21 protein-coding genes are annotated in these 26,487 nt (G+C 59.2%); 5 read left to right on the top strand and 16 right to left on the bottom strand.

The annotated features are described in order from the left end of the window. Positions 1-72: 72 nt before the first annotated feature. Positions 73-1,302, bottom strand: coding sequence for a glycosyltransferase (locus CPY51_RS04430; RefSeq protein ID WP_111158837.1), 1,230 nt, complete (start codon positions 1,300-1,302; stop codon positions 73-75). A 320-nt stretch (positions 1,303-1,622) separates the two neighbouring features. Between CPY51_RS04430 and CPY51_RS04435 the strand changes: the two genes are divergently transcribed. The 4 genes from CPY51_RS04435 (at position 1,623) to CPY51_RS04450 (ending at position 8,438) form a co-directional block, all read left to right on the top strand. After that, positions 1,623-2,978 (top strand): polysaccharide biosynthesis/export family protein, encoded by a 1,356-nt coding sequence (locus CPY51_RS04435; RefSeq protein ID WP_111158838.1) that lies wholly within the window; start codon positions 1,623-1,625, stop codon positions 2,976-2,978. 41 nt (positions 2,979-3,019) lie between these two features. Continuing rightward, a complete protein-coding gene (locus CPY51_RS04440; protein WP_195909424.1) occupies positions 3,020-6,280 on the top strand; it encodes a nucleotide-binding protein in 3,261 nt (1,086 codons plus the stop codon). A gap of 4 nt (positions 6,281-6,284) precedes the next feature. Next, entirely contained in the window at positions 6,285-7,562 is a 1,278-nt protein-coding gene (locus tag CPY51_RS04445; protein WP_111158840.1) for a glycosyltransferase family 4 protein, read from the top strand. 186 nt (positions 7,563-7,748) lie between these two features. Beyond that, entirely contained in the window at positions 7,749-8,438 is a 690-nt protein-coding gene (locus CPY51_RS04450; RefSeq protein WP_111158841.1) for a sugar transferase, read from the top strand. 412 nt (positions 8,439-8,850) lie between these two features. Here the strand turns inward: CPY51_RS04450 and CPY51_RS04455 are convergent, their stop codons facing one another. The 8 genes from CPY51_RS04455 to CPY51_RS04490 form a co-directional block, all read right to left on the bottom strand. Beyond that, positions 8,851-11,508 (bottom strand): nitrate reductase, encoded by a 2,658-nt coding sequence (locus CPY51_RS04455; RefSeq protein WP_111158842.1) that lies wholly within the window; start codon positions 11,506-11,508, stop codon positions 8,851-8,853. Between the two features lie 2 nt (positions 11,509-11,510). Further along, positions 11,511-11,846: a nitrite reductase small subunit NirD gene (gene nirD, locus CPY51_RS04460; RefSeq protein WP_111158843.1), complete on the bottom strand. Its 336-nt coding sequence runs from the start codon at positions 11,844-11,846 to the stop codon at positions 11,511-11,513. Then, the gene (gene nirB, locus CPY51_RS04465) at positions 11,846-14,296 is read right to left on the bottom strand and encodes a nitrite reductase large subunit NirB (protein ID WP_111158844.1); all 2,451 of its coding nucleotides are present in this window, start codon (positions 14,294-14,296) and stop codon (positions 11,846-11,848) included. The genes nirD and nirB overlap by 1 nt, the downstream gene beginning before the upstream one ends. Before the next feature lie 5 nt (positions 14,297-14,301). Then, the gene (locus CPY51_RS04470) at positions 14,302-15,099 is read right to left on the bottom strand and encodes an ABC transporter ATP-binding protein (RefSeq protein WP_111158845.1); all 798 of its coding nucleotides are present in this window, start codon (positions 15,097-15,099) and stop codon (positions 14,302-14,304) included. Between the two features lie 11 nt (positions 15,100-15,110). Beyond that, positions 15,111-16,004: a nitrate ABC transporter permease gene (gene ntrB, locus CPY51_RS04475; protein WP_111158846.1), complete on the bottom strand. Its 894-nt coding sequence runs from the start codon at positions 16,002-16,004 to the stop codon at positions 15,111-15,113. Between the two features lie 40 nt (positions 16,005-16,044). Beyond that, positions 16,045-17,343 carry a CmpA/NrtA family ABC transporter substrate-binding protein gene (locus CPY51_RS04480; protein WP_111158847.1) on the bottom strand — a complete coding sequence of 433 codons (1,299 nt, stop codon included), beginning with the start codon at positions 17,341-17,343 and terminating at the stop codon, positions 16,045-16,047. Positions 17,344-17,690: 347 nt separating this feature from the next. Continuing rightward, positions 17,691-18,974: a CmpA/NrtA family ABC transporter substrate-binding protein gene (locus tag CPY51_RS04485; protein ID WP_195909425.1), complete on the bottom strand. Its 1,284-nt coding sequence runs from the start codon at positions 18,972-18,974 to the stop codon at positions 17,691-17,693. A 52-nt stretch (positions 18,975-19,026) separates the two neighbouring features. After that, complete coding sequence (locus tag CPY51_RS04490; RefSeq protein WP_111158848.1) at positions 19,027-19,614, bottom strand: ANTAR domain-containing response regulator; 588 nt, start codon at positions 19,612-19,614, stop codon at positions 19,027-19,029. Between the two features lie 41 nt (positions 19,615-19,655). Between CPY51_RS04490 and CPY51_RS04495 the strand changes: the two genes are divergently transcribed. Beyond that, entirely contained in the window at positions 19,656-19,943 is a 288-nt protein-coding gene (locus CPY51_RS04495; protein ID WP_111158849.1) for a hypothetical protein, read from the top strand. Between the two features lie 235 nt (positions 19,944-20,178). On the opposite strand, the gene queE is transcribed toward CPY51_RS04495, so the two are convergent. The 7 genes from queE to CPY51_RS04530 form a co-directional block, all read right to left on the bottom strand. After that, entirely contained in the window at positions 20,179-20,916 is a 738-nt protein-coding gene (queE, locus tag CPY51_RS04500) for a 7-carboxy-7-deazaguanine synthase QueE (protein WP_244598440.1), read from the bottom strand. Then, positions 20,913-21,269: a 6-carboxytetrahydropterin synthase QueD gene (gene queD, locus CPY51_RS04505; RefSeq protein ID WP_111158850.1), complete on the bottom strand. Its 357-nt coding sequence runs from the start codon at positions 21,267-21,269 to the stop codon at positions 20,913-20,915. Before queD ends, queE begins: the two co-directional genes overlap by 4 nt. Continuing rightward, a complete protein-coding gene (gene queC / locus CPY51_RS04510) occupies positions 21,269-21,979 on the bottom strand; it encodes a 7-cyano-7-deazaguanine synthase QueC (protein WP_111158851.1) in 711 nt (236 codons plus the stop codon). Before queC ends, queD begins: the two co-directional genes overlap by 1 nt. 147 nt (positions 21,980-22,126) lie before the next feature. Further along, positions 22,127-22,975 carry a sugar phosphate isomerase/epimerase family protein gene (locus CPY51_RS04515; RefSeq protein ID WP_111158852.1) on the bottom strand — a complete coding sequence of 283 codons (849 nt, stop codon included), beginning with the start codon at positions 22,973-22,975 and terminating at the stop codon, positions 22,127-22,129. Positions 22,976-22,980: 5 nt separating this feature from the next. Next, positions 22,981-23,976, bottom strand: coding sequence for an ABC transporter permease (locus CPY51_RS04520; protein ID WP_111158853.1), 996 nt, complete (start codon positions 23,974-23,976; stop codon positions 22,981-22,983). After that, a complete protein-coding gene (locus CPY51_RS04525) occupies positions 23,973-24,971 on the bottom strand; it encodes an ABC transporter permease (protein WP_111158854.1) in 999 nt (332 codons plus the stop codon). The genes CPY51_RS04520 and CPY51_RS04525 overlap by 4 nt, the downstream gene beginning before the upstream one ends. Further along, complete coding sequence (locus CPY51_RS04530) at positions 24,964-26,478, bottom strand: sugar ABC transporter ATP-binding protein (protein ID WP_111158855.1); 1,515 nt, start codon at positions 26,476-26,478, stop codon at positions 24,964-24,966. The genes CPY51_RS04525 and CPY51_RS04530 overlap by 8 nt, the downstream gene beginning before the upstream one ends. Between the last annotated feature and the right edge of the window lie 9 nt (positions 26,479-26,487).

Here is a 26,487-nt window from a genome sequence, read left to right on the forward strand (position 1 = left end):
AGTCACGTTATGTTGCAGTGCAATAAACTCGTGACGCCGTCCGACGGTCCCCGCAATCGCGACCGCCGTTTCTCAGAACTGGGGAGCATGGACGATCGCCTGCTCACCGAGGCCGGGATGAGCCGGCATATCCAGCGTTGGAACCGGCATTGTTTCCTCGACAATGCGGGGCCGAGGCGCCACGGTGGCGACCGTCTTGTATGCGGAGGCCTTTCGAGCCAGCAATTCCTCGGCAATAATCGACCGCATGCTCGTCAGGAAGCTCTTCGTGCTGAACTGGGCGGCGTGCGCTCGGATCGCCTCGGGGCGAAATGCACTTTCATCCGCCTCGAAGGCCTCAACCGCCTCGATCAGCGCCTGTTCGGACTGTTCGTCAAACAATATGCCGGTTTGGCCGTGGACCACCGTTTCCAATGCACCGCCGCTGCCGAATGCGATGATCGGTCGGCCGCTCGCCATTACTTCGACCGGCACGATGCCGAAGTCTTCTTCACCAGGGAAAATCAGGGCGCGGCACCGGGCCATTTTTTCCTTCAGAACCGAGAACGGAGCCCGACCAAGGAAGGTGATGGTTGGTCCGGCGATGCGCTTCAGTTGCGCCAGTTCCTTGCCCTCACCGATTACCACCAAATTGCGGCCCATTTTCGTGAAGGCCCGGACGGCGAGATCGATCCGCTTGTAGGGTATCAATTGGCCGGCGCAGAGGTAGAAATCGTCCGTTTCGGCCGAGATCGCAAAATCCTCGACTGACACGGGCGGATAGATCACCGTGGCCGGCCGCCGATAGTATTTGCCAATGCGGCCACTGACGTGGTGCGAATTGGCGATAAAGCGGTCGACGCGAAGGCTTGTATTGACGTCCCAGGAGCGCAGGAGAGGCGCGAGGATCGGCATGAGCAGTCGCGAGGCGAAGCCGGCGGTCGATCGGTAGAAGTGATAGTGATCCCACAAGTACCGCATAGGCGAATGGCAGTAACAGATATGCACCGCGTTCGGCGGTGGAATGATACCCTTGGCAGGGCCGGACTCGCTTGAAATGATCAGATCGTAACCACTGAGGTCGAGGCCTTCGAGCGCAAACGGCATCAGGGGCAGCAAGGACTGATAGTGACGCACGGCGCCCGGAACCCGTTGCAGGAACGAGGACGTCACCTTGTGCTTCTTGATCTTCTCGGAAACACGACTTTCATCATAGACGAGCGTGAAAATGTCCGCTTCGGGATAGAGATCGCAAAGCGCTTCAACAACCTTTTCGCCGCCCCGCATCGAGACCAGCCAATAGTGAACGATGGCAACGCGCATCTGATCTCTCCGTTTGATCAGATATCATCGGCAGAGAAAAGACAGCTTGGACAGAACGACCATTGGTCTCCGGCCGCATCCATAAAGGTAGTGATTATGACCAAATGACTTAAATCGGTATCACTATTATCTGAAACGCCGATATCCCCTCGTACATCCGCAACCGCTGCGGCCGTCGCATCCTCATAAGGGATTATATTCGTTTATATCGCAGGGGATTTACTCCGCATCTGTTCAGACGATTATCTTCATCCAGCGCTATGGCCCTAAAGTAACGTGTGCCTGGAAGTAGCGCGCCCGATGAATATGAGATCGCGTCGATGTCGAAGGCATTTCTACCCTCCATCTCCACCCGCCGAAAGTTGCCGGGCATAATCCTTGGTATCGTTATCGTCTCTGCCATCAGCGGCCCCGTCCTTGCCGGGCGGGCAGATGCCGGTTCGGACCTCTATCGATTGAAGCCCGAGACCCATGTGAAGGTGGGCGTCGTCGAGTGGCTTGCGTCGACCGGTGAATACAAGGAATGGACGGCGCTCAACGGCGAATATGTCGTCTCGCCGGAAGGCACGATCTCTATTCCGATGATCGGCGAAATGAAGGTCGACGATAAAACGACCAGCGAATTGGCAACCGATATCGGCGATACGCTGAAACAGCTGACTGGCCTTGCCCAACCGCCGGTCGCCTCCGTCCAGGTCATAAAATATCCTATGATATATGTGACCGGCACAGTCGAAAAACCGAGCGAACTCGAATATCGACCTGGCCTCACCGTCAAGCAGGCGATCGCGATGGCCGGGGGTCGCCAACGGCGGTCCAACCCGATGGGCGAATATTCCGACACCCAGCAAATCACCTATGCCGGCGAGCTCAATCGAATGGAGCTCCAGCTGAAGCAGCTGAGCGCGCGCAAGGCGCGTCTGCTGGCTGAGCTCAACGACAAGCCGGCGATTGATTTTCCGCCGGAACTCGTGGCCGCGCCGGAAGGGTCGCCGATCCGGCAGATCGTCAACAGTGAGAATACACTATTCACGGCTCGCGCCGATGCCTTGCGCCATCAACTGGAGTCCGCCACCGACCTCGAAACGCTCCTCACGAACGAAATCAGCGTTCTCGACGAAAAAATGGTTTCGCAAGACCGGCAGGTCAAGATCGCCCAGGACGAGTTGGACGACATTTCGAAACTGGTCGATACCAAGATATTGACCACCTCGCGAAAGACTTCCCTTGAACGCATCGTCGCCGATATGCAGAGCGGCAAGCTCGATATGGTCGTTGCTTCGATGCAGGCAAAACAGAAGGTGAGCGAGACCCAGCGCGATGCCCTCAACCTCAAGGGACAGCGCAAGACCGACGTCGGCCAGGAACTGCAAGCGACCAACATCGAGATCGAAGACACCAAGCTCAAGAGAATGACGACGCTGCAATTGCTTCAGATTGCCGGCGCCTCGATTTCCAAGGAGCAAAGTCTGAAATCCGTCGACCTGCAGCCGTTGGAATATTGGGTAACGCATGGCAGCGACGGCGGCGACGCGCAGAAAGTGCCGGAGGGAGCGACCCTGCAGCCCGCCGACGTTCTGGAGGTTCGCTACAACGTCTCCAGCAGCATCGACGGTGCGATGGTCTCCTCGATCGCCACGGACCAGCTGCCGCGCGCAGCAGATCAATCACAATAAGCGCGCCCAACATGAAATCCAACGCAAAATCGGATACAAACATGGCAGCTCACGACATCGGTAATCTCGGCCCGCGGGAACCCATCGACCTCAAATCATCGTCGATCAAGGAATATGTCTCATTCCGTGATATCGGAGCATTCCTGCACCGTCACCTCCAGGTCTTTGTCATCTGCACCGCGGTGAGCGTTGGCCTAGGTGCCATATACTCGACTACCAAAACTCCGGTCTATTCCTCCACCACGCGCCTGGTCATGGATCCCGAGCAGGGACGCATCGAATCACAGGATTCGTTCAGCGGGACGATCATCATCGAGGCCGCCGAAATCGCCAGCCAGGTCGAAATCGTCAAATCAGAAGCGATCGCCCGCTCCGTCATCAAGACGCTCAACCTCGACAAGGATCCCGAACTGACAAGCGGCAGCTCATGGCAGTCAGTCATCCGCGACCAGTTCCGGATGTTCGCATCCTGGTTCGCGCCGGCACCCAAGAGCGAGACCGTGGCAGCGTCGTCGCATGAAGATGCAACCCGGCGCACCATGGCGGCCTTCCTGTCGCGGGTTTCGGTGATCCGTGTCGGACAGTCCTACATTCTCGAGATAGGCTACAGCTCTACCGATGCCGAAAAGGCGGCACGCGTGGCCAACGCGATTGCGGATGCCTATGTGCGCACCGGGCTCAGTGAACGCGCGGCAGCGGCCGAAAGCGGCGCAAAATGGCTGGAGACTCGCCTGATCGAAGTCGGCGGACAAGCTCAGGACGCTGCTATGGCCGTTGAAGAGTTTCGCGCCAAGAACGGCATCATGGACATTGGCAAGCAATCCTCGCTGGACCAGCAGGAGCTGTCGGAAATCAGCAGCCAAGCCTTGGCGGCCCGCGCCGAGACTGCAGCCGAATCCGCCAAGCTGGACACCCTCAATCGCCTCATGTCGGGCCAAACGACCGACGGCAATGTCGCAGAGACGATCAACAACGCCCGTATCCAGAAACTTCAGGAGGACATCGGCGTCGCGACCGTCAAGCTGAACGACCTGACCAGCCGGTACGAAACAGGCAATCCGGCCATTACAAACGCCCAGAACGACATCGCACGCCTGAAAGGCGAAATGAGAAACGAGTTCGCCCGCATCCAGGGCGTCTACCGTTCAAATCTCGAGGTCGCACAAACAAGGGAAAAGCTCCTCAGCGAACAATTGGCGGCACTGACCTCCACCGGCACGGACAAGAACCTTGCTCGCGTTGATCTGACCGAGTTGGAAAGCCGCGCGACGACGTACCGCCGCATGTATGAAAGCATTCTGCAGCAGCTGATCGGCACCCTGCAGAAACAGTCCTTTCCGCTCGGAAATGCCCGCGTCGTCACGGCGGCAACCCCGCCCCTCGCAAAGACATGGCCGAAGACCTCGATCGTCATCCCGTTTGCCGCTCTGCTCGGTATCGCGGCGGCTCTCTTTATCGCCTTGATGCGTGACGGGATGGACAGGCGCGTCAACTCCAAGGGACGACTGCGGCGCGAACTCGGGATCGCATCACTCGGCGACGTCCCGGTCTGCGGAAACCGTTCGTTTATGTCTGCCTATGCCGGCAGGTCCAGCCTTGCCGCCTCCAGCGCGCTGCTTCCACTCCGTTTCGTATTGGACATGCCATACTCGCGGTTTTCAGAAGCGCTGCGAAGCGTAAAAAGCTCGGTCGACTCATCCTTTCCGCCGCGGTCGTCGATTGTCGTCGGCATCACATCCGTCGGCGCCGGCGAAGGCAAGACGACCATCGCAACCAATCTGGCTCAGCTCTATCGCAACGAAGGCACTTCGGTGGTGCTTGTCGATGCGGATTTCCTCAGTGCCCAGCTTAGCCGTGTCGCAACCGATTCCGGGGAGGATTTCGGGATGGAACCGCTGCAGCTTCACGCGGCATCGTTGAAATATATGGGTTCTTCAGAAGGCTTCGGCACGGTCGTCGAGCACCGTGCCGGCCATTTCGGCGGTGAAATGCCGTCAAGCGGTGCAGTCCCCGTGTTGACCATCACCGAAACGGAGAAGCTTGTCCTGCCGACGCAGCGATACGGGCATCTGCCTGCACTCAGGTCCGAAATCGAACTGCTGCGCAAATCCTACGATGTCGTCATGGTCGATATGTCAGCTTTCGAAGACTCAGCGGATACGCGCGCCATCTGCAGCTACCTTGATGGGGTGGTCGTCGTTGTCGGCCGGTCGAGAAAGATGACCATTGACCGGCTTTCGAACGCGCTGGCAAGCTTCGGCAGTGGGAAGATAAGGCTCCTCGGTGTCGTCAACAATTGCAGCGACGAGGGAGACCGCAAGGCTCAAGGTAAAGGCGCAAGACGGACTCCGCCGACTTCGTCGCCTTGGTCCTCATTGACCAACAGGATTGACGACAAGCCAGGCGCACCTCCGCTGAGGCTCGTGGTCGGGATCGCCAGCACCGGTCGTCGCGAGATCTTGAGCGCCGTGCTGCCGCATATCTCCAAACAAACGCGATTGCCGGACGAGGTGATCGTCTGCGTCGCCTCGCCTGAAGACATCGATCCACGTTGCCTATCCGGGCTGGACTTCCCAATCAGGGTGCTGACATCGAAGCGGGGATCCTGCAGCCAGAGGAACCATATCCTCGACGATATCGAGGGCGCAGATGTCGTGCTCTTCCTCGACGACGATTTCCTGATGGCTCCGACCTATATCGAGGAAACCGAAAGCCTGTTCCGCGGTCATCGCGATATCATTATGGCCACCGGAACCGTGCTTGCGGACGGCATCACCGGACCCGGCATCTCCGTCCAGGACGGCATGAAGCTGGTCGAGGCCAAGGGGCGTCGGAAATCCGAACTCGCCGCGATGTTCAAGCCGATCTACAACGCATATGGCTGCAACATGGCGATCCGTCTTTCGGCGATTATCGCCGGAAACGTTCGCTTCGACGAAAACCTGCCGGCATATGGCTGGTTGGAAGACGTCGACTTCAGCCGCATCCTTGCGCGTTACGGTGAAGTGGTCTGCGGCAAGCAGATGGAGGGCGTCCATCTCGGCGCCAAGATGGGCCGGACACCGGGCGTGCGCTTCGGCTATTCGCAGATCGCCAATCCGATCTACCTCATGCGAAAGCGAACCATGAGCATCCGATATGCAGGCGTTCAGATCGTGCGCAACCTGGCGGCCAATCTCGTCAAGGTCTGGAAGCCGGAACCCTGGGTGGATCGCAAAGGTCGCCTCAGGGGCAATGCGCTTGCTTGCCTGGATCTGCTCACGGGCAGGCTGGCACCGGCAAATGTGGAGGCATTGGATTAAGACAATGACCGACCGCCGACCCGACCGCGTCGTCATTATTAACGACCGCTCCACGAAGGTCGGGGGCGCGTCGAACCTGGCGATCCTTTCAGCCGATCTGCTTGCCCGTGCGGGTATCCCGGTGACCTATTTCGCCGGCGACGCCGCCGGCGACGAACAGCCGGCTGGCGATACCATCAACCTCGATGGCGCCACGCTGCTCCAGCAGAGCAGGCTCGCAGCGCTCGCGGGTGGCCTCTACAACAGGAGGGCTTTCAGCGCTCTCAGCGAGCTGATCGAGCGGAACGATACGAGCTCGACGATCTATCATGTTCACGGATGGTCGAAGATCCTGTCTCCCTCGATCTTCCGGGCGCTGCAGGGGGTGAGAGAGCGTGTCGTCCTCCATGCGCATGATTACTTTTTGTCCTGCCCGAACGGAGGTTTTGCCAACTACCGCACGCATGAGGTTTGTAAACTCAGCCCGATGTCTGCGGCCTGCCTGACGACACAATGCGACAAGCGCGGTTACCACGAGAAGGTCTGGCGCTCGGCACGCCATATGTTGCGCGAGCAACTGTTCCCGATCCGGCAGATGCCGGCCAACATCGTGATCGTTCATCAGCGCATGCGCGAATATTTCGTTCGGGCCGGCGTCCACACAAGAGATATCGAGACAATTGCCAATCCAGTCGAGGCGCTTCTTTCCACACCGGCCTCGCCCTGGAACAATCGTGATTTCTTCTTCATCGGCAGATTGGAACCCGAAAAGGGATTTGAGGACGCGGCCAGAGCTGCGCGTTTGGCTGGGGTCAGGCTTCGCATCATCGGCGATGGTGCCGGGCGCGCTCTACTGGAAGAGAAATTCCCCGAATGCATGATCCACGGCTGGAAGACAAAGGACGAAATCCACGAATTGATCGGCGAGGCCCGTGCGGTGATCATTTCATCCCGCGTTCCCGAGCCCTTCGCTCTTGCGGCAGTCGAAGCAATTGCCAGCGGTATCCCGGTGATCATGCCGGACGCAGCACTGCTTTCGACTGACGTGATGCAGCGCGGTTGCGGTGTGACCTTCCGAACGGGCAGCCCAGAGTCCTTGGCCGCCGCGATCGGCCGGCTTGTCGACGACGACACGCTCATACGCCAAATGAGCGCCAATTGCTTGCGATCGGCCGGGGGCCTCGCCAACACGCCCGAGGCTTGGGGTCGAGCGCTTCTCGAAGTTTACGGCCGCGTGCTCGCAAGAGCCGACAACCATGCAGTGAAAACGATACGCCCGTTAAACGCGGAAGTCACAGCGTGACCAATGGCGGAATGAACGCTCGACCGACAAATTGGCCGACAGGCTAGTCGATCAAATAAACGCCATCAGCCTTTATCGTCCGAAGCTACGTCTATGTGACTAAAGAATGACCGGCAAGTTGAATTGCGAAACCGGTGGTGGGCTGACAACTTAGTTTAGGTTTGGAAGTATCAAGGGGTGTAGTAGATGCTATCGGCCTTCCGGGGAATAGCGCAAGAAGAACAAGACGCTGCCGAACCGCTAGTATCGGTAAGGCACAATCGGTCCAAGCGGCTATTCGACATCGTTTTTGCAGGCGCGGCGCTGTTATTCCTTTCGCCGGCCCTTCTATTGATCGCGCTAGCACTTTTGATTGTCGATGGCCGGCCGTTGATCTATCGGCATACCCGCATCGGTCATGGCGGGCGCCAATTCAGATGCCTCAAGTTCCGGTCGATGCGAAAGGACGGGGACAAAAGGCTGGCCGAGCTATTTGCCCGCGAACCCGAACGCGAGCAGGAATGGCTGGCGGTTCGGAAATTGAACAATGACCCGCGGGTCCACACCTTGGGCAAATTTCTGCGCATGACCAGTGCCGATGAGCTGCCGCAGCTTATCAACGTCTTGCGTGGCGAGATGAGCATTGTTGGACCGAGGCCGATCGTACACGAGGAGCTGGAACGCTACGGTCCCCACGTTCACTATTATTTGTCGATGACGCCTGGGGTGACGGGCCTGTGGCAGGTCGAGCGGCGGTGCAACACGTCCTACGAGCAGCGGGTCCAGTTCGATGTCGACTACTACCACACCCGCTCGTTTTCGACCGACATGCACATCCTGTGGAAGACGGTCGGTGTCGTGCTGCTCGCCCGGAACGAGAAGCACCTCACCAAATGAAAAAGAGTGCAGCCACCGCAAGCCAAAATACGACGCAAACCGCGATCAACAACCACCGGAGAGCATATTTCGTATGAGGCTGTCCAGCCTCTGCGGGTGCGACCTTGTCTTGTTGCGCGAGCTTGATTATGCGTTGTGAGACTTGCTTCATAGCCGGTAACAAAACGTCTCAGGCTTGCCTGAGACTGGCTCCCAAAATCGAGTTGCAAAAACCACGCTCAATGTCGTAGCCGATACGCTCGTCGTACCTGTATATGATTCACGAACAACTAGCCACCCGATGCGGATACCATCGCTTCATACAGCTATCGCAAATCAATATTGCCAAATTGCGGATTTTTGGCAGCAGATACTTGTGCGATGTGTTTTCTGATATTTCTGGCGCCCACCACACAGTTTTAGGTGCCGACGGCTATTCCGCAGCGGCAGCATAGCAACTGTCGATGATTCCCTTGATCTCAGCGCGGCAGGAACCGCAATTGGTTCCGGCATTCAACTCCTTGCCGATCGCGTCGACGCTACGGCAGCCCCCATGCACCGCCGCCGTTATCTGATTGAGACCGACGCCGAAACAGGAGCAGACTGTTGCACCGGGATCAGACTTTCCGGCCCCGGGACGACCTGCGATGATTGCAAAGCGTGTCCTGATATCTGCATGGGACGTGGTCAATTGCGCAATAGCCCAATTGCGCGCGACCGCCACGGGTTGGCGGGCCAGGAACAGCGCGGCCAGCAATCGATCGCCGTCAAAAAAGGCAAATCTGAGATCACCGGATTGGCGGTCGGTATAGCGGAGCGGTTCGATATCGGCTGGGATATCGAATGTCTGACGGCACCATGTCGCCCAATCCTCGATTGCGCCATCGAAGGCCAGTTCCAGGCGCCAACCGCCATCTGCCCTTGCGAGCGCCCAATAGGCTGCGTCGAGATTTTGAGGTTTTGTCGAGGAAACCGCAAAGCCGTAGCAGTTGGTCGTGACCGCATGTGCCGCGACGGCGACGTTCTTGGAGGCTGGCTGGCCGGACACAGGATCAGTTTTCGCAGCGACCACACTGTCGATGCGCGCCCTGGAGGCAAATTGATCGTTCCAATGCATCGGTACAAACAGGCTACCCCGGGCCTGGCGTTCCGTGACGAGCACCCGGACGATCGCCTGTCCGTAGGAAGTTTCAATTCGGACGAGTTCGGCGCTGCGCACACCGATTTTTGCGGCATCATGTGGGTGGATTTCCGCGAAGGGCTCGGCAATGTGAGCAGAAAGCCGGGCACTCTTTCCGGTTCGCGTCATCGTATGCCACTGGTCGCGGATGCGGCCGGTGTTCAGCGTGAATGGATACAAGGCGTTCGCCTCGGCTGGTTGCGGAGCGGTCACAGGTACGAACCGAGCTTTGCCGTCGGGATGATAGAAGCCGCCGTCGGCGAAATAACGCGTTGTTTGCCGCTGCTTGCCCCGAGGTTGGGGCCATTGGAAGGGATCGAGGACATCATAGGCGGTGGCATCGATTTCCGCATAGGCACCGATGTCGAAATCGCGATCGCCGTCGTTTTCGAAGGCCGAAAGTGCGGCATGTTCGGCAAAGATATCTGCGGCCGCTGCGTAGGCGAAGCTGTGGCCGAAGCCCATGCGCTTGCCAACCTCGGCCATCTGCCACCAATCCGCGCGCGCTTCGCCTGGCCCGCTCAGGAAGGCACGCTGGCGGGAAACCCTCCGCTCCGAGTTGGTAACCGTGCCCTCTTTCTCGCCCCAACCAAGCGAGGGGAGGAGAACATCGGCATGACGGGAGGTATCGGTCACTTTCAGGACATCGGAGACCACGACGAACGGACAGGCTTTTATCGCCGCCTCGACCGCACTGGCATCCGGCATGGAAACAACGGGATTTGTTGCCATGATCCAAATAGCTTTGATGCGTCCGTCGCCGACAGCCCGGAACATGTCGACTGCCTTCAGCCCTGGCTTGTCGGCCACCGATGGCGTGTTCCAGAAACGCTGGACCCTGTCCCGGTCGTCTGCGCTTTCGATCTGCATGTGAGCTGCAAGCATGTTGGCAAGGCCGCCGACCTCACGGCCACCCATGGCATTCGGCTGACCCGTCAGCGAGAATGGCCCCATGCCCGGCCGCCCAATGCGCCCTGTCGCCAAATGACAATTGATGATGGCATTGACCTTGTCGGTGCCTGACGAGGACTGATTGACGCCCTGACTGTAGCAGGTGACCGTTTTCTCGCTTGTTTCGAACAGGCGGAAGAACTGGCGCAACTGCGTGGCCGGCAGGCCGGTCTGATCGAGGAGATCGCTGAAGGTGAGCTGCGATGCGATGGCAAAAGCTTCGCCGAAACCGGATGTATGCGCCGCAATATAGTTCTGGTCGACCGCCGACGTGGTCGCGAGATGGGCGAGAAGCCCCATGAACAACGCCACATCGCCGTCTGGGCGAATTGCTAGGTGGAGATCGGCGATATCGGCCGTCATCGTCCTGCGCGGATCGATGACGACGACTTTCATTGCGGGGCGCTTCGCCTTGGCGGCCGCTAGGCGCTGATAGATCACCGGATGACACCAGGCAAGATTGGACCCGGTCAGGATCACCAGGTCGGCAAGCTCGATATCTTCATAGATGCCGGGCACGGTGTCCGACCCGAAGGCGCGGCGATGGCCGGCGACCGACGACGACATGCAAAGCCTCGAATTCGTATCGATATTGCCCGAGCCGATGAAGCCCTTCATCAGTTTGTTGGCAACATAATAGTCCTCCGTCAGCAATTGGCCCGAGACGTAGAAGGCAACCGAGCCCGACCCGTGTCCGGCGATCGTTTCGCTGAACCTCGCCGCCACAAGATCGAGCGCCTTTTCCCAGCTTTCGCGCTTGCCGTTGACTTCCGGGTGCAGGACCCGCCCATGAAGATCGATCGTCTCGGCAAGCGCCGAGCCCTTGGAGCAAAGACGGCCGAAATTGGCCGGGTGGTCAGGATCGCCTTTAACTGTGACCGCCCCATCATCGGCGACCTTTGCCAAGACACCACAACCGACGCCGCAATAAGGACAGGTCGACTTGACCTCCACCGCCATGCCTACTCCGCCGCCATCAGCATGCTGGGCATCGCTATAAATAGCGTGCCACCGTCGTTGCGTACCGGAATGGTTCGCACGGTGCCCTCGTCCGCGCCGAGCGCCTTTCCGGTCTCGAGCGAGATCACCCAATTGTGCAGCGGGCATGTTACGGAGCTGCCGTGAACGATGCCCTGGCTCAAAGGGCCGCCCTTGTGCGGGCAATGGTCTTCGATAGCGAAGACCTCGTTGTCAGTTGTACGGAACACGGCGATCTTGCCGCCGGGCGTCTTTACGCAGCGCGCGCCCCGCAGCGGTATATCGGAAATATCGCCGATCGCGATCCAGTTCATATCCATCACTCCGCAGCCTGGTTGATGTCGAGCGTCGCCATCGGACGGAATTCGTGCTTGTCCTTACCCGACACGCGCTCCGACCAGGGGTCGACCTGCGCAAATGTCTGGCTGAAGACGAAGCGATCGAAATAGCCCTTGCGCTTATCCGCGTCCCCGATGATCTGGCGACGGATTTCGTCCAGGCCGACACGCTTTGCCCATTTATACACGCGCTCGAGATAGCGGCCCTGTTCCCGGTACATCTGCGCCAGTGCCACGATATGCTCCAGCGCTTCATCCTCCGTTTTGACCAGGCCAAGAACTTCCGTGCCCTTGATATCGAGGCCGGCCGCACCAGCGAAATGGATCTCGAAGCCGGAATCCACGCAAATCACTCCGATGTCCTTGCAGGTCGCCTCGGCGCAATTGCGCGGACATCCCGAAACCGCCAGTTTCAGCTTGGCCGGCGTCCACGAACCCCACATGAATTTCTCGATACGGATGCCAAGTCCGGTCGAATCCTGCGTGCCGAAGCGACACCAGTCGGAGCCGACGCAGGTCTTCACTGTTCGAAGGCCCTTGGCATAGGCCTGGCCTGAGACGAAACCGGCCTTCCCGAGATCAGCCCACACTGCGGGCAGATCCTCTTTCTCGATGCCGAGGAGATCGATGCGCTGGCCGCCGGTTACCTTGACCATCGGGATTTCGAACTTGTCGACGACATCAGCGATGGCCCGCAATTCCAGAGCACTTGTCACCCCGCCCCACATGCGCGGAACAACGGAATAGGTGCCATCCTTCTGGATGTTGGCATGGACGCGCTCGTTAATGAAGCGCGACTGATAGTCGTCGGCATATTCATCCGGCCAATCGCAGACGAGATAGTAATTCAGTGCCGGTCGACATTTGGCGCAGCCGCAGGATGTCTTCCACTGCAGTTCCTGCATGACGGCTGGGATTGTCTTCAGGCCTTTGGCTTTGATGAGACGGCGGACGTCATCATGACCAAGCTCGGTGCAGGTGCACATCGGCTGCACGGCCTTCGGATTGTAGCCTTCGCCGAGCGTCAGTGACATCAATTGCTCGACAAGGCCGGTGCAGGAGCCGCAGGAGGCCGAGGCCTTCGTATGGGCCCGAACCTCATCGAGCGCCGTTAGCCCCTTTGCTGTGATCGTCGAGACGATCTTGCCCTTGCAGACGCCGTTGCAGCCGCAGATTTCCGCATCATCCGGCAAGGCTGCAACGGCCGCCATAGGGTCCAGCGGAGACCCTCCCTGATAGGCTTGACCAAAGATCAGGGTCTCGCGCATCTGCGAGATGTCGGTCGCCTTTTTCTTCAGGTCGTTGAACCAGGCACCGTCGGACGTCTCGCCGTATAGAACGGTGCCGATGATCCGATTGTCCTTCAGGACAACGCGCTTGTAGACCCCCGCTGCTGCATCCCGGAGCACGATCTCCTCACGATCATCGCCATCGGCAAAGTCACCGAGGGAGAACAGGTTGATTCCGGTCACCTTGAGCTTTGTCGGCGTATCGGAATGAACGAATGAGGCCGTCATATCGCCGGCGAGTTGGGCGGCTGCAACACGTGCCATCTCGTAGAGAGGAGCCACGAGACCGTAGACATTCCCATCCACCTCGGCACATTCGCCAATCGCAAGAATGTCGCCGTCCGATGTCCCCATCCCCGCGTCAACGACGATGCCGCGATTGAGCGCCAGGCCGGCGTCCTTTGCAAGTGCTGCGCTCGGCCGGATGCCGACCGCCATGACGACCAGGGTCGCCGGGATGATCGTGCCGTCGGCAAGTTCCACGCCCTCAACCTTGGCGTCGCCGACAATCGCCTTGGTGTTGGCCTTGGTGATCACTTTGATACCGCGTTCCTCGACTGCCTTTTGAAGCAGGTAGCCGGCCGCCGGATCGAGTTGACGTTCCATGAGGGTTGGATTGACGTGCAATACGGTCACGTCCATGCCGCGAAGGTTCAGCCCGGCCGCCGCCTCGAGCCCCAGCAGACCGCCGCCGATGACCACGGCCTTTGCTCGCGACTGGGCCGCAAGTAACATAGCATTCACATCGTCAAGATCGCGATAGGTCAGCACACCAGCCAAATCCCTGCCCGGCACGGGAATGATGAAGGGCACCGAACCGGTGGCGATCACCAGCTTGTCGTAGCTTTCGGTAATGCCGTGGTCCGACGTGACCGTCTTTGCTGCCCGATCGATGGCAACGATCCTGTGCCCTTTGTAAAGCGTGATGCCGTTTTCGATGTACCAGCCATCGCCGTGAATGACGATTTCCTCGTAGCTCTTTTCGCCCGACAACACGGGTGAAAGCATGATGCGGTCGTAGTTGACCCGCGGTTCGGCGTTGAAGATGGTGACCTGGTAGAGCCCGGGTGCCGCCTCAAAGAGATGCTCGAGCATGCGCCCGGGTGCCATTCCGTTGCCGATGATGACAAGTTTCTGGGTCATATGTCTTACTCCGCGGCTTCTACGAAGCGATGGCGCTCGTAAAGGAACTTGAGCACGGCCTCGCGTGATTTCAGGTAGATCCGATCGGATGCGAGCTCAATGCGATGACGGGGTCGTGGGATCGGCACTTCCAGCACCTCGCCGATATGGGCGGCCGGGCCATTGGTCATCATCACGATGCGATCGGACAGCAGCACGGCCTCGTCGACATCATGAGTGATCATGATCATCGTGTTGCCCAGCCGCGCATGGATCTCCATCACCGCATCCTGAAGGTGGGCGCGGGTCAGGGCGTCCAGCGCGCCGAAGGGTTCGTCGAGCAGCAGGATCTTCGGCTCCATGGCAAGCGCCCGAGCAATGCCGACGCGCTGCTTCATGCCGCCTGATATCTCGGCTGGCCGCTTGTCCCGCGCGTGCGCCATCTGTACGAGATCCAGGTTGCGCATCACCCAGTCATGGCGCTCGGCTCTCGTCTTGCGCCCACTGAACACCTTGGAAACGGCGAGATTGACGTTCTCGTAGACACTCAACCAGGGCAGCAGGCTATGATTCTGGAAGACGACTGCGCGTTCAGGCCCGGGCGCGTTCACCTCGCGGTTCTCGAGCAGCACCGCGCCCGCGGAGACGGCCGTCAGCCCGGCGATGAGATTGAGCAAGGTGGATTTGCCGCAGCCGGAATGGCCGATGATTGAGACGAATTCGCCCTTGCCGATGGTAAGATTGATGTCCTTCAGGACCTCGGCGCGCTGGTCGCCCCGATCGAAATGCTTGTCGATATGATCGAGCTTCAGATAGGCGTTCATGATTGCTTCCCTCAGCCTGTAGCGCTTCCGCGAGTGACGGCACTGCCGACGGCGGCAACCAGCTTGTCGAGGGCGAAGCCGACGACGCCGATATAGGCCAGTGCCACGATGATGTCGGACAGATGCGACGAATTCCACGCATCCCAGATGAAGAAGCCGATACCGACGCCACCAGTCAGCATCTCTGCGGCAACGATCGCCAGCCAGGAAAGGCCGACGCCGATGCGAAGGCCGGTGAATATGTAAGGCGCGGCCGACGGAAGCATGATCTTCCAGAAGAATTCGAGCTGGTTCAGCCTCAGCACCTTGGCGACATTGCGATAGTCCTGCGGAATATTGCGGACACCGACTGCGGTATTGATGATCACTGGCCAGATCGACGTGATGAAGATCACGAAGATCGCCGATGGGTTGGAATTCTGAAAGGCGGCGAGCGAAAGCGGCAACCAGGCAAGTGGCGGCACCGTACGCAGAATCTGAAAGATCGGATCGAACCCGCGCATCACCCAGACCGATTGGCCGATGACGGCGCCGATCAGGACGCCGATGACTGCGGCAAATCCGAAGCCGTAAGCCACGCGCTGCAGCGAAATCAGTACCCGCCAGCCGAGGCCGATATCCTGCGAACCATTGTTGAAGAATGGAGAGACGATGAGGTCGTAGCTGTCTTCCCATACACGGCTGGGCGGCGGCAGCGTTGCACCCGCTCCCGAACAGAGCACCTGCCAGACGAGGAGGACAATGACCAGGACACAAATCGGCGGCAGGATATTGACGGCCGCCGCGTTTGCGATCCGCCGCAAGCGCGGCATCGATGAGCGCTTGAGAGAAAGGACGACGACCTTCTCGGATGCCGTCGAGGGGGGCGATGCGGTCGGATCTTGTTTGCGCGCTGTTGCGACCATGGGATTTTCCTCACGCACGATTGAAGGAGCCGGCATCGGTTCAGGACGCCGCCTTGATCGAAAGGCTGTCGAGATAGGCAGACGGGTTTTCCGGATCGAACACCTTACCGTCGAAAAACGTTTCCTTGCCGCGTGATGTCGTGGCCGGAATATCGGCCGCGGCCAGGCCGAGATCCCTTGCGGCCGCACGCCAGATGTCCTCGCGGTTGACCTTGCCGACGAGTGCCTTGATATCGGTATTGGGCGCGAATTTGCCCCAGCGGATGTTCTCGGTGATGAACCAGGTGTCATGGCTCTGGAAGGGATAGGACACCCCACCGGCCCAGAACTTCATGTAAAGATCCGTGCCCTTTTCGGTGCGGCCGTTGCCGTAGTTGATGTCGCCCTTGAGGCGACCGAGGACGTCCTTAGGCGGCACGTTGAACCACTGACGCTTGCCGAGGATGGCGGCCATTTCGTCCTTGTTGTCCATGCTGTCGCACCATTGCTGGGCTTCCATCACCGCCATCAGCAGGGCCTTGGCCGCATTCGGGTTCTTCTCGATCCACTCCGTGCGCATCGCCAGTGCTTTTTCGGGGTGGCCCTTCCAGATTTCGCCGGTGGTGCAGGCGGTAAATCCGATTCCCTGATTGACGAGCTGCTCGTTCCACGGTTCGCCGACGCAGAACACATCCATATTGCCGACCTTCATGTTGGCCACCATCTGCGGCGGCGGAACGACGATCGTCGAAACGTCCTTGTCGGGGTCGATACCGCCGGCAGCGAGCCAGTAGCGAAGCCAGAGATCATGCGTACCCCCCGGGAAGGTCATCGCCGCCTTGATCTCCTTGCCCTCGGCCTTCTTTTGCGCGAAAACAGCCTTCAGCCTCGATGCATCAAGTTCGACCCCGGTCTCCGCGTATTCCTTGGCAACCGATATGCCCTGGCTGTCGTAGTTGAGCCTAGCAAGGATCGACATCGCTACCGGTTGGTTGTTCTGCGTCACCTTGCCGGTCTGCATCAGGTAAGGCAGGGGCGAGAGGATATGAGCCCCGTCGATACCGTTTGCGGCACCACCAAGTACGAGATTGTCGCGCGTGGCGCCCCAGGAAGCCTGCTTCGCGACCTCAACATCGGGGAGCCCGTGCTTGTCGAAAAGGCCCTTTTCCTTGGCAATGATCAGGGGAGCCGCATCCGTCAGCGCGATGTAGCCGAGCTTGGCTCCGGTGACTTCCGGCACCGCCATGGCCGCAAACGCACCCGAGGGAAAAGCAGCCTTGATTGCGCCGATCAGGGCGGCGGTTGCGGTCGTCTTCAGAATGCCTCGGCGGCTGATGCTACTCGTCCATATGGTCTTCATGCGGAGCTTCCCTCTGCTGGGCTGACGGAATTTTGCGAATAAAAAAACGCCGCTTGGAAGTTGCGTCCGTAGGAAACAAATCCCGGACAGCAAAAACCTTGCGACGTCGATGTCTTTGGCGAACGCATATCTCGCGTTCATTTCGCTCCGATCGCCGTTGACCAGAGCAATTCAAATAAAGCAAGACGTGTGCCAGTTTCGAAATATGTTTCTAAGTGGCTGTAATAGAAACGAAATATGCAATGAAGAGCCGTTGCCTACTTTTCAGGCTCAAGCAAAATACGCAGCTATTTTGTGCGATTGCATAAAGCCAGCTGCGAAGTATTTGTGCAGTAGCGAACAAGAAATCAGATTTCTTCGTCGTTGGTAGCATCGCCGGAGGCACGGCCAACGGCAAATCCCCTGACGTATTCCGCCAGATGGGACGGGTCGAAAACATGCCCGTCCATGAACCTGTCGCCGTCTTCATCGCCTTCCATGCGGATATCGGACCCCGAAGGGGCATTTTCGTTGCCGAGGGCTGTGCGATAGAGATCAGGTCGAAAGGCCGATGCGGCTGATTTCGTGCCTGCCACATTGAGATCGCACTGCCCCCAACGAACCATCTGGCTGTAGATCCACAGGGCCTGGCTCGGGCGGGGATAGTTTGCAAACCCCGATTGGAAAATGAAGTAATCGTCGATGTCGCGGCGGTTGCCTTTGGCATCGAGGTTGAATTGGCCGGCAAGCACACGACGGATGATGTCGACTGGGGCAGCGATGTATCTGGCATCTGCCAGTGTTTCCGCCAACGCATCGTGGTTCTGGGAGCGATCGCACCAGCGTGCCGCAGCATCGAGCGCAACGATCAGGCGGGAGACGGTCTCCGGGTGGCCCTCCGCCCATTCCGGCCGCATCCCGATTACCTTTTCAGGTGCCGAGGGCCAAATGTCCTGCTTGGCTGCGACGATCCTCCCGACGCCCCGCTCTGATGCAACCATATTCCACGGCGCCCCGACACAGAACCCATCGATTGCACCGGCCGCCAGAGCATCGGAGGTCAGCGGCGGTGGAACCACCACGAGCTTCACATCCCTGTCGGGATCGATGCCACCTGCGGCAAGCCAGTAGCGAAATTCGTAATTATGCGAGGAGAACGGATAGGTCATGCCAAGCGTCGGCAAGTTCTCTCCCCGCCGTTTCATCGCTTCAACCACGCTCGCCAATGCGCGGGCGTTCTCAAGCGCACTTGCGGTCTCTGATAGTCCGGCCGCCTCCTTCATCCGCTCGAAAAGCCTTGTCGATAGCGTGATGGCGTTGCCGCCCTTGCCGAGAGAAAAGGGTGTGATGGTCGGTGACGGGTTCGAGCCGAGCCCAAGCATCGAAGCGACCGGCATCGGGGACAACATGTGCGCGATGTCGAATTGGCGGAAAGCCAGCCGATCGCGAACATTCGCCCATGAAACGTCCTTGACGAGTTCGAGGACCAGGCCTTCCTTTCGAGCAAAACCGAATTCCACGGCAGCAATCAGGACCGACGCGTCAACGAGCGGTATGAAACCGGCGCGCAGGACCCTGGAGCCCTCCCCGCTCGAACGCGCCGGGGCGGGAAGCCCATTCCCGTCATTGCCGCTTTTCGTCATCATATTCATTCCGGCTCCCTCCGGATGTTCATTGCGGTCCGAATACCGAGGGCATCCGACCTCACATCAACAGGTTGGCGGCCGTGACCACGCTCTGCGCGATCTCCGACATCTTTTTCTTTTCGTTCATTGCGGTCTGGCGCAGCAGCGCAAATGCTTCCTCTTCAGACAAACCGCGCATTTTCATCAGGATACCTTTGGCGCGATCAACGATCTTGCGTTCCTCCAGCGCGGACTTCGCATCCGCCAGCTCCCGCTGCAGGCGGCTGAACGCATTGAAGCGGCTGACCGCCATGTCCAGGATAGGCTTGACGCGCTCTTTCTTAAGGCCGTCGACGATATAGGCCGACACGCCCGCCTCCACTGCGGCCTCGATCGACGCGGTATCGGAACGATCGACGAACATGGCGATGGGGCGGCTGACGGTCCGGGTGAGCTGGAACAAATGCTCCATCATATCGCGATTGGGATTTTCGAGATCGATAATGATGACATCCGGCTTCAGTGTCTCGATGATCCGCGCCACGCCGTTGACCTCATGGATCACGGTCACGCGCAGGTGTCCGGCTTCACGCAACCCTTCCTCGATGATGGAGGAGCGAATGGCGTTCTCGTCAATTACAAGAATGGTCAGATCCGGACGCGTCATGACTCAAGTGATGCCGCATCGCAGCAATTTTGGCAAGAAAAATGCCCAAATTTAGAGCCGTGCCGATTTCTGCTGAAATCATAGCCTTTGCTAAGCCCTGCATCGCTCGCGCAGTGAACGAGGCGCGCCGGCTGGGCAGGCCGCAGGCATTCATCGACCAAGCCGATGAAAGAGGAGCCTTGGTAAAAAAAAGGTGTTGCTACACTATCAAGGGCTTTATTGCCCGACATATCGGGCTGGTATGGGCGGAATACAATAAGGGCAACGACTTCGAGGCTCTTGAGTATTCCATACGCGATCCGGCTCGACGACCTATACGGCGCCTATGATGATGGCTTCCCTTTACGCCCAGCTTGAAAGGCCGGATGACGAAAAAGTGGCCCTGGGCACGCCTTTGTCCCAACGCCCCGATTTTGGACGCTTCGTCTACGACGACGCAGAACGCCGAGAGACGCAGCGACAGCGGAGCATCTGGCGATGGCCTGCTAAAAGCGGGCCTGAACATCCCTTTGTTAGAATAGGCGTCGTTGCAACATCACCGAGGGGATTGATCTTGGCGGGGCGCTATACCCCCCGTCGATTGCCCCAGAGCATCACGTGGAGCTGCGGCAGGACGCGGGCTTCGAACCACTTGGCTTCGACGACCTTGTCGATCAGCCATTGCATGCGTTCCATCAGGCCATCGATATCGACGAAATCGTCCTCAACGTCGGGAGATGGCGGCGTATGGTTGCCCGGTTGCAGATAGACCGGCAGATGCGGGTAGCGGGCGGCGACGTCCTTGGCATAGGCGAAATCCGCATTGTCGAAGACAATCATCTTCAGCACGATCTGCGGTTTTCCGGCAGCCATTTCGAGGCAGGCGTCAAGGGTTCGCCAATCCGTTCCCATTCCGCTCGATGGTGGCTTCGGGCTGAACACTAGCACATCGAGGTCGGCGAACCAATCCTTGGCGACCGATCCCTGCGTCTCGAGCGCGAAACGATACCCCTCGCCGTGGCCCCGCGCGATCAACTCGCCCAATGGCTGGATAGCCGGATTGCCGCCGGAGAGCGAAACCATTAGGGGCTTGTCGCCGGAGAGGTTCTTGACCTCTCTCCAGACCTCCTCCGTCGACATCGGCCTCCATTCATCACGATAGCGGCTGTCGACTGCGTGGAGACTGTCGCACCACGAACAGCGAAAATCGCAGCCGCCGGTTCTGACGAAGACGGTGGGCAGGCCGATCAGCACCCCCTCGCCCTGGATCGTCGGTCCGAATATCTCGCTGACGCGTATTTCAAGAGGCCTTGAGCGGGTCACGGCCGGTACTCCGCCCAGGTCTTTGTCGTCTCGCTCACCCGCACGGCTGAGGTCTCCGGCAGCCGTGCCTTGCACCAGTCGTAGAAGTGCTTCGCCAGACACTCCGCCGTCACCTGATCATGGGCGAGCACCTCGTTGAGGTGGCGATGATCGAAGCTGTCGTCGATGTAGTGCTTGAGTGCCGCGAGTTCCTGATAATCGCGCACGAAGCCGTGCTCATTGAGTTCAGGCGCCGAAAGCTCGACTTCAACGATGTAATTGTGGCCGTGCAGGCGCGCGCATTGATGCTCCAGCGGCAAGGCCCTCAGCTGATGCGAGGCCGAAAAATGGAATTCCTTGGTGATCCGGTACATTACTTGATCTCCTGCGCGCAGAGATTGCCCGTGGCCACCGCCCAGAAGTGCGGGTCTTCGTAGTTGGTCGGATCGTCGATGCCGGCCAGGTGGAATGCCTCGCGCCGCTCGACGCATGTTCCGCAGCGACCGCATTGGTGCTCGCCACCCTTGTAGCAGGACCAGGTCTCGGCAAACGGCGTATTGTACTTCGCCCCATCGGAGACGATATCGGCCTTGGAAATGTTCACATAGGGGGCGTAGAGCGTGACGTCAGCATAGCCGTCCAGCGCCTGGTTCTGCATCAGCTGGAACGCGTCGATGAAGGCCGGGCGGCAGTCGGGATAGATGAAGTGATCGCCGCCATGGACGGCCGTCGCGACCGCATCTGCCTTCTGAGCCGCGGCAACGCCAAAGGCGATAGAAAGCATGATCGCGTTTCTGTTGGGCACGATCGTTATTTTCATGCTCTCTTCGGCATAGTGTCCATCCGGCACCTCGATATCGTCGGTCAATGCCGAGCCGCCGAGGTGGCGGCCGATCTCGCGGATATCGATGATCTGATGCGGAACCTTCAGGCGGAGGGCGCAGGCCGCGGCGAAATCCAGTTCCTTCCTATGCCTCTGGCCGTAATCGAACGAGAGAAGCCCTACGAGTTCGTGCTCGGCGGCGACCTTGTACGCAAGCGAAACCGAATCCAATCCGCCGGAGCAGATGACGATGATTTTCATGATTGATGTCCTGTTTTGACCGGGTAGGCTGCGACCGGAGTTTTACCTGCGCGCTCTTTAGGCCAAACGGAACTGGTTGTGAATGGGCTGTCGATGTCGTGACTGGATCGAGACCGCTTCCACCTTAGTGGAAGCGGTCTCGTGGACTCAGATCAATCCGTATTGCTTTGCCTTGTTGCGCAGGAACGGCAGGCCGTTGTCCATGACTTCGGCTTCGTCTTTTGCGACGGGCCGCCAGACTGCAAGTCCGTAGGCCACTTCAGGCGGCATATTGATGAAGCTTTCCATCGCCAGGCCACCCTTGAAGCCGATCGCTGCCAATGCCGCGTAGATTTCGTCCCATGGCACGTTGCCATAGCCCGGCGTGCCGCGGTCGCTTTCGGACAGGTGGATGTATTTGAGGTGCTCGCGAGCATCGAGGATGCCGTTGGCGGCACCCTTTTCCTCGATGTTCATGTGGTAGGTGTCGAGATGGACGAAGACATTGTCGGCGCCGACGCGCTCGACCATATCAACCGCCTGGCGGCCGGTGTTGATAAGATGGTTCTCGTAGCGGTTTACCGCCTCGACCCCGAGCTCGATGCCCTTCGATTTCGCATGTCTGGCGGCTGCCTGCAGGGCGCGGGTGATGTTGTCGTATTCTCCCTGCGTCGGTGGCACGCCCGTCCGCTCGCCGATGCCGCCAAAGATCACGCCGGACAGCGCCTCGGCGCCCATTTCGGCGGTCTTGTCGATGGCGACAGTCAGATATTCTATGGCTGCCTCCGGCCGAACCGAGGCCCAGGCGCGCTCCGGCAGGCCAAGCGAACTGACGGCACGCAGGTGGTGCTTCTCAAGAAGTGCGCGCGTATGAGGAGCATCGACGGCCGGCGCGTTCAGTAGGGCTATCTCGATGAAATCCATCTTGTATTTGACTGCGGCGGCAACCGCCTTCTCCGCCCCGGCCCGATCCCAATTCATGGTCCACATGCTGGTATGAACGCCAAAACCTTCCATGATCCTTATCCTTTATTGCGGGTGAGAGATTTGAGATGTCCCGCCGCAAAGCGCAGGATCATCACGGTGACGAGAAGAATGCCCCAGACCGCGGTCGCCAGATGCTGGTTGGCGCCCATCAGATTGAGGCCGGAAGACAACAGCTGCAGAACGACAAGGGCCACAAAGACAGGAATGACGCGCCCGAAGCCCCCAAACGGATTGACCCCGCCGAGGAAGCAGGCAAGCACGGTGATCAGCAGATAGGATTCGCCGTGGCCGACACGCACCGAATTGAACCGGGCGAGCATGATGATACCAGCGACAGCGCACATGGCACCTGACAACATGTAGACCAGCACCAGCACCTTGCGCGTGTTGACGCCGGAATACCTTGCAGCCTCGATGTTCGAGCCGATCATGTGGAGATTGAAACCGAGCTTGGTACGCGTCAACAGCACGTGCCAGCCGAGCACGCAGCCGACAAAGACTATTAGAGGGATTGGAAAACCGAGAATGCTGCCGTGGCCGAACGGCTGTATAAAGGCCGGAAATCCTGAAACATCGCCGCCACGCGTCAGGAACTCGCCCAGCCCACGCAGGAAAATCATCATCGACAGCGACACGAGAATAGGATGCGCGCGGGTGTAGGCAATGACGAGGCCCATCACCAGGCCGCTTGCGGCACCGACGGCGACGGCAAGGACGCAGGCGACGACAAAGACCGGCGGACTGGCGTCGACGCCACCGTTCTGATGCAGAACCCAGGCCGCCGTCAGACCTGCAATATTGGCAGTGAACGTTATCGCGAGATTGAGGCCTCCGGTCAGCACGGGCAGCAGCATTGCAAGCGTCAGCAGCCCTAGTTCCGGAAGCTGGAACGCAACCGACCCGAATGTCGCGCGGCTAAGGAACTGCGGCGAGGCCAGGCTGAAGAATAGGACGACGGCGAGGAACGCGAAGCCCGGCCCTGCCATGTCGGGCCCGACAAAGGTGCGGATGCGATTAACAAGCGCGGTCATTTGCGGCCACCCTCGCGCATGAACGGCAGCAGCTTCTCGAGGCTGGTGTTCGACAGCGTGATCGCGACGAGGATGATCGCACCGATGATCATCTTGAAAGCGAAGGGCGAGACACCGGCAAGGTTGAGACCGTTCTGGGTGATCGAGATCAGCAGCACGCCAAGGACGCAGCCGAGAACAGAGCCCTTGCCGCCGCCGAGACGCGCCCCACCCAGAACCACGGCGGCAAGCACATCCAGCTCGCGGCCATAGAGCGCGTTCGGAACGACTTCCTGCGCATAATGTGCCTGGATCAAGCCGCCGATCCCGGCCATAAGGCCGAGCCAGCCGAAGGCGATGAACTGCATTGCAGTGATATTGATACCAAAGCGCCGGGCGCCTTCAGGATTGTCGCCAAAGGCATAAAGCTGGCGACCTGTCGTCGTGCGGGTGATGAAGAACCACGTCGCTATGACGCAAATGATCATCACTAGAACCGGCAGGGTGATTTCGATCCAGCTGCCATCTGCCATTTCGCGCTCATAGAGCACGACGTGAGCAGTCAGCCAGTCCGGCAGATTGTAGATCGACACGCCACGCGTGAAGAACATCAACAGCCCGAAATAGATATTGAAGGTGGCGATGGTTGCGACAATCGAGATGATCCGGAACCGGTCGATCAGAAAGGCGTTGATCGCGCCCAGCAGGATGCCAATCAAGCCCGCGATCAGTAGCCCGCTTATCCACCCGCCACCGCCCATCCATCCGAGCAGAACAGCGGTGACATACTGTACGACGGACGCCGCAACTGCGAACGAGATGTCGATACCGCCGGCGATCAGAACCACCAGCAATCCGACTGCGAAGATGATGTTGACCGAGCTTGAGTTGAGCAGATCGAAGACGTTTCCAAGCGAGAAGAAGCGGTCTGTCACGAGTGAGAGGAACAGGCTGATGATCGCGATGACTGCGAGCAGCGCAAATTCCGTCGCATGAGATTGGACGACTTTACGCATAGACGGCAGCCTCGATGGCATGAAGTGTGCAGTCGCGCGGCGTGAACCGGTTGGCGATCCGGCCTTTCGCCATATGCAGCACACGGTCCGCATTGAAATAGACCTCCGGAACTTCGTCGGAGATCAGAATGATAGCAAGGCCGCTGTCGGCGAGCTTTGCGACGATGTCGAAGATACCGGCGCGGGCACCGACGTCGACACCCACTGTCGGCGCATCGAGAATGAGCAGCTTCGGATCCGTCGCCAGCCATTTGGCAATGGCGATACGCTGCTGGTTGCCGCCGGAAAGCGTCGAGATCGCATCGCTTTGCAGGCCGATCTTGACGCCGAGGTCCGCGATCCAGCGGGCAACGAGCTCGCGCTTGCTGCCATCCGACAGCAAACCATGCGAGGTGATCCGATCCAGCGAGGAGATCACCAGATTGTCGGCGATCGATTGCGGCTGGATGAGGCCGAGCGATAAGCGGTCCTCCGAGAGATAGGCGATGCCGGCGCCGATGGCGTCGCGGTTCGAAGAGAAACGGACCGGCTTGCCGTCGAGGCTGATCGTGCCCGATTGCGGCTTCAGCATCCCGAACAGAGACAGGGCCAGCTCGGTGCGGCCGGCGCCGAGCAGCCCGATGATCCCGAGCGTCTCACCGCGGCGAACCGTGAAAGAAATATCCTCGAACTGACCTTTGCGCGTGAGCCCTGAGACATCGAGCATGACCGGATTGGCTGTGATGTCCCGCACGCGAAGCGTTTGGTCGAAGGTTTTGCCGGTCATCAGCTCCGTGATGCGTGACTGCGTCATCCCGGTGGTCGGGTAGACGCCGACGAGAGCGCCATCCTTCAGGACCGTCAGCCGGCTCGAAATGGCTAGCACTTCAGCCAGTCGATGGCTCACGAACACGACCGCGACGCCGGAGGCCGAGAGCGTGTGAACTATACCGAGGAGATGATCGGTTTCCGATTGCGTTAGCGAGGCGGTCGGCTCATCCATGAAGACGAGCTTGGCTTCGCCGACAAGTGCTCGGGCGATCGCGACGATCTGGCGCTGGGCGATCGGAAATTCCTTGAGCGGCAGGTCGACATCGAGCGTGACGCCGAGCCGGGCCAGCGCCTTGACCGCGGTTTCCCTCATTGTGTTGTAGTTGACAAAGCGGGGCCAGCGCCCGAGCAGGGTCTGAAAGGCGATATTCTCGGCAACGCTCATTTCCGGAAACAGGGCAAGATCCTGCCAGATGACCTGGATACCGGCTGCCTGTGCCGTCACCGGCGACATGTGCGAAAAGGTCTGGCCCTCGAACTCGATCTCAGCTCCCGGTTCCGGTCGATAGACACCGGTAATGATCTTGATCAGCGTGCTCTTGCCCGAGCCGTTTTCGCCGGCAAGGCAATGCACCTCGCCGGGGAGCACCCCGAAGCGGACATTGCGAAGCGCCTTGACCCCACCGAAGGTCATGTTGATGTTGCGCAGCGACAATAACGGCTTTTGACCGTCGTCCACGCTTGCCGGTACCGTCATTGTCCGGGG

It is taken from the genome of Arminella tubonensis (assembly GCF_003240585.1).
Lineage (GTDB): Bacteria > Pseudomonadota > Alphaproteobacteria > Rhizobiales > Rhizobiaceae > Rhizobium > Rhizobium tubonense.

Excerpts from the sequence above, each read along its gene's own strand:
- CPY51_RS04430 (WP_111158837.1), bottom strand. The coding sequence starts at position 1,302 with ATGCGCGTTGCCATCGTTCACTATTGGCTGGTCTCGATGCGGGGCGGC.
- CPY51_RS04435 (WP_111158838.1), top strand. The coding sequence starts at position 1,623 with ATGTCGAAGGCATTTCTACCCTCCATCTCCACCCGCCGAAAGTTGCCG.
- CPY51_RS04440 (WP_195909424.1), top strand. The coding sequence starts at position 3,020 with ATGGCAGCTCACGACATCGGTAATCTCGGCCCGCGGGAACCCATCGAC.
- CPY51_RS04445 (WP_111158840.1), top strand. The coding sequence starts at position 6,285 with ATGACCGACCGCCGACCCGACCGCGTCGTCATTATTAACGACCGCTCC.
- CPY51_RS04450 (WP_111158841.1), top strand. The coding sequence starts at position 7,749 with ATGCTATCGGCCTTCCGGGGAATAGCGCAAGAAGAACAAGACGCTGCC.
- CPY51_RS04455 (WP_111158842.1), bottom strand. The coding sequence starts at position 11,508 with ATGGCGGTGGAGGTCAAGTCGACCTGTCCTTATTGCGGCGTCGGTTGT.
- nirD (WP_111158843.1), bottom strand. The coding sequence starts at position 11,846 with ATGGATATGAACTGGATCGCGATCGGCGATATTTCCGATATACCGCTG.
- nirB (WP_111158844.1), bottom strand. The coding sequence starts at position 14,296 with ATGACCCAGAAACTTGTCATCATCGGCAACGGAATGGCACCCGGGCGC.
- CPY51_RS04470 (WP_111158845.1), bottom strand. The coding sequence starts at position 15,099 with ATGAACGCCTATCTGAAGCTCGATCATATCGACAAGCATTTCGATCGG.
- ntrB (WP_111158846.1), bottom strand. The coding sequence starts at position 16,004 with ATGGTCGCAACAGCGCGCAAACAAGATCCGACCGCATCGCCCCCCTCG.
- CPY51_RS04480 (WP_111158847.1), bottom strand. The coding sequence starts at position 17,343 with ATGAAGACCATATGGACGAGTAGCATCAGCCGCCGAGGCATTCTGAAG.
- CPY51_RS04485 (WP_195909425.1), bottom strand. The coding sequence starts at position 18,974 with ATGAATATGATGACGAAAAGCGGCAATGACGGGAATGGGCTTCCCGCC.
- CPY51_RS04490 (WP_111158848.1), bottom strand. The coding sequence starts at position 19,614 with ATGACGCGTCCGGATCTGACCATTCTTGTAATTGACGAGAACGCCATT.
- CPY51_RS04495 (WP_111158849.1), top strand. The coding sequence starts at position 19,656 with ATGCCCAAATTTAGAGCCGTGCCGATTTCTGCTGAAATCATAGCCTTT.
- queD (WP_111158850.1), bottom strand. The coding sequence starts at position 21,269 with ATGTACCGGATCACCAAGGAATTCCATTTTTCGGCCTCGCATCAGCTG.
- queC (WP_111158851.1), bottom strand. The coding sequence starts at position 21,979 with ATGAAAATCATCGTCATCTGCTCCGGCGGATTGGATTCGGTTTCGCTT.
- CPY51_RS04515 (WP_111158852.1), bottom strand. The coding sequence starts at position 22,975 with ATGGAAGGTTTTGGCGTTCATACCAGCATGTGGACCATGAATTGGGAT.
- CPY51_RS04520 (WP_111158853.1), bottom strand. The coding sequence starts at position 23,976 with ATGACCGCGCTTGTTAATCGCATCCGCACCTTTGTCGGGCCCGACATG.
- CPY51_RS04525 (WP_111158854.1), bottom strand. The coding sequence starts at position 24,971 with ATGCGTAAAGTCGTCCAATCTCATGCGACGGAATTTGCGCTGCTCGCA.
- CPY51_RS04530 (WP_111158855.1), bottom strand. The coding sequence starts at position 26,478 with ATGACGGTACCGGCAAGCGTGGACGACGGTCAAAAGCCGTTATTGTCG.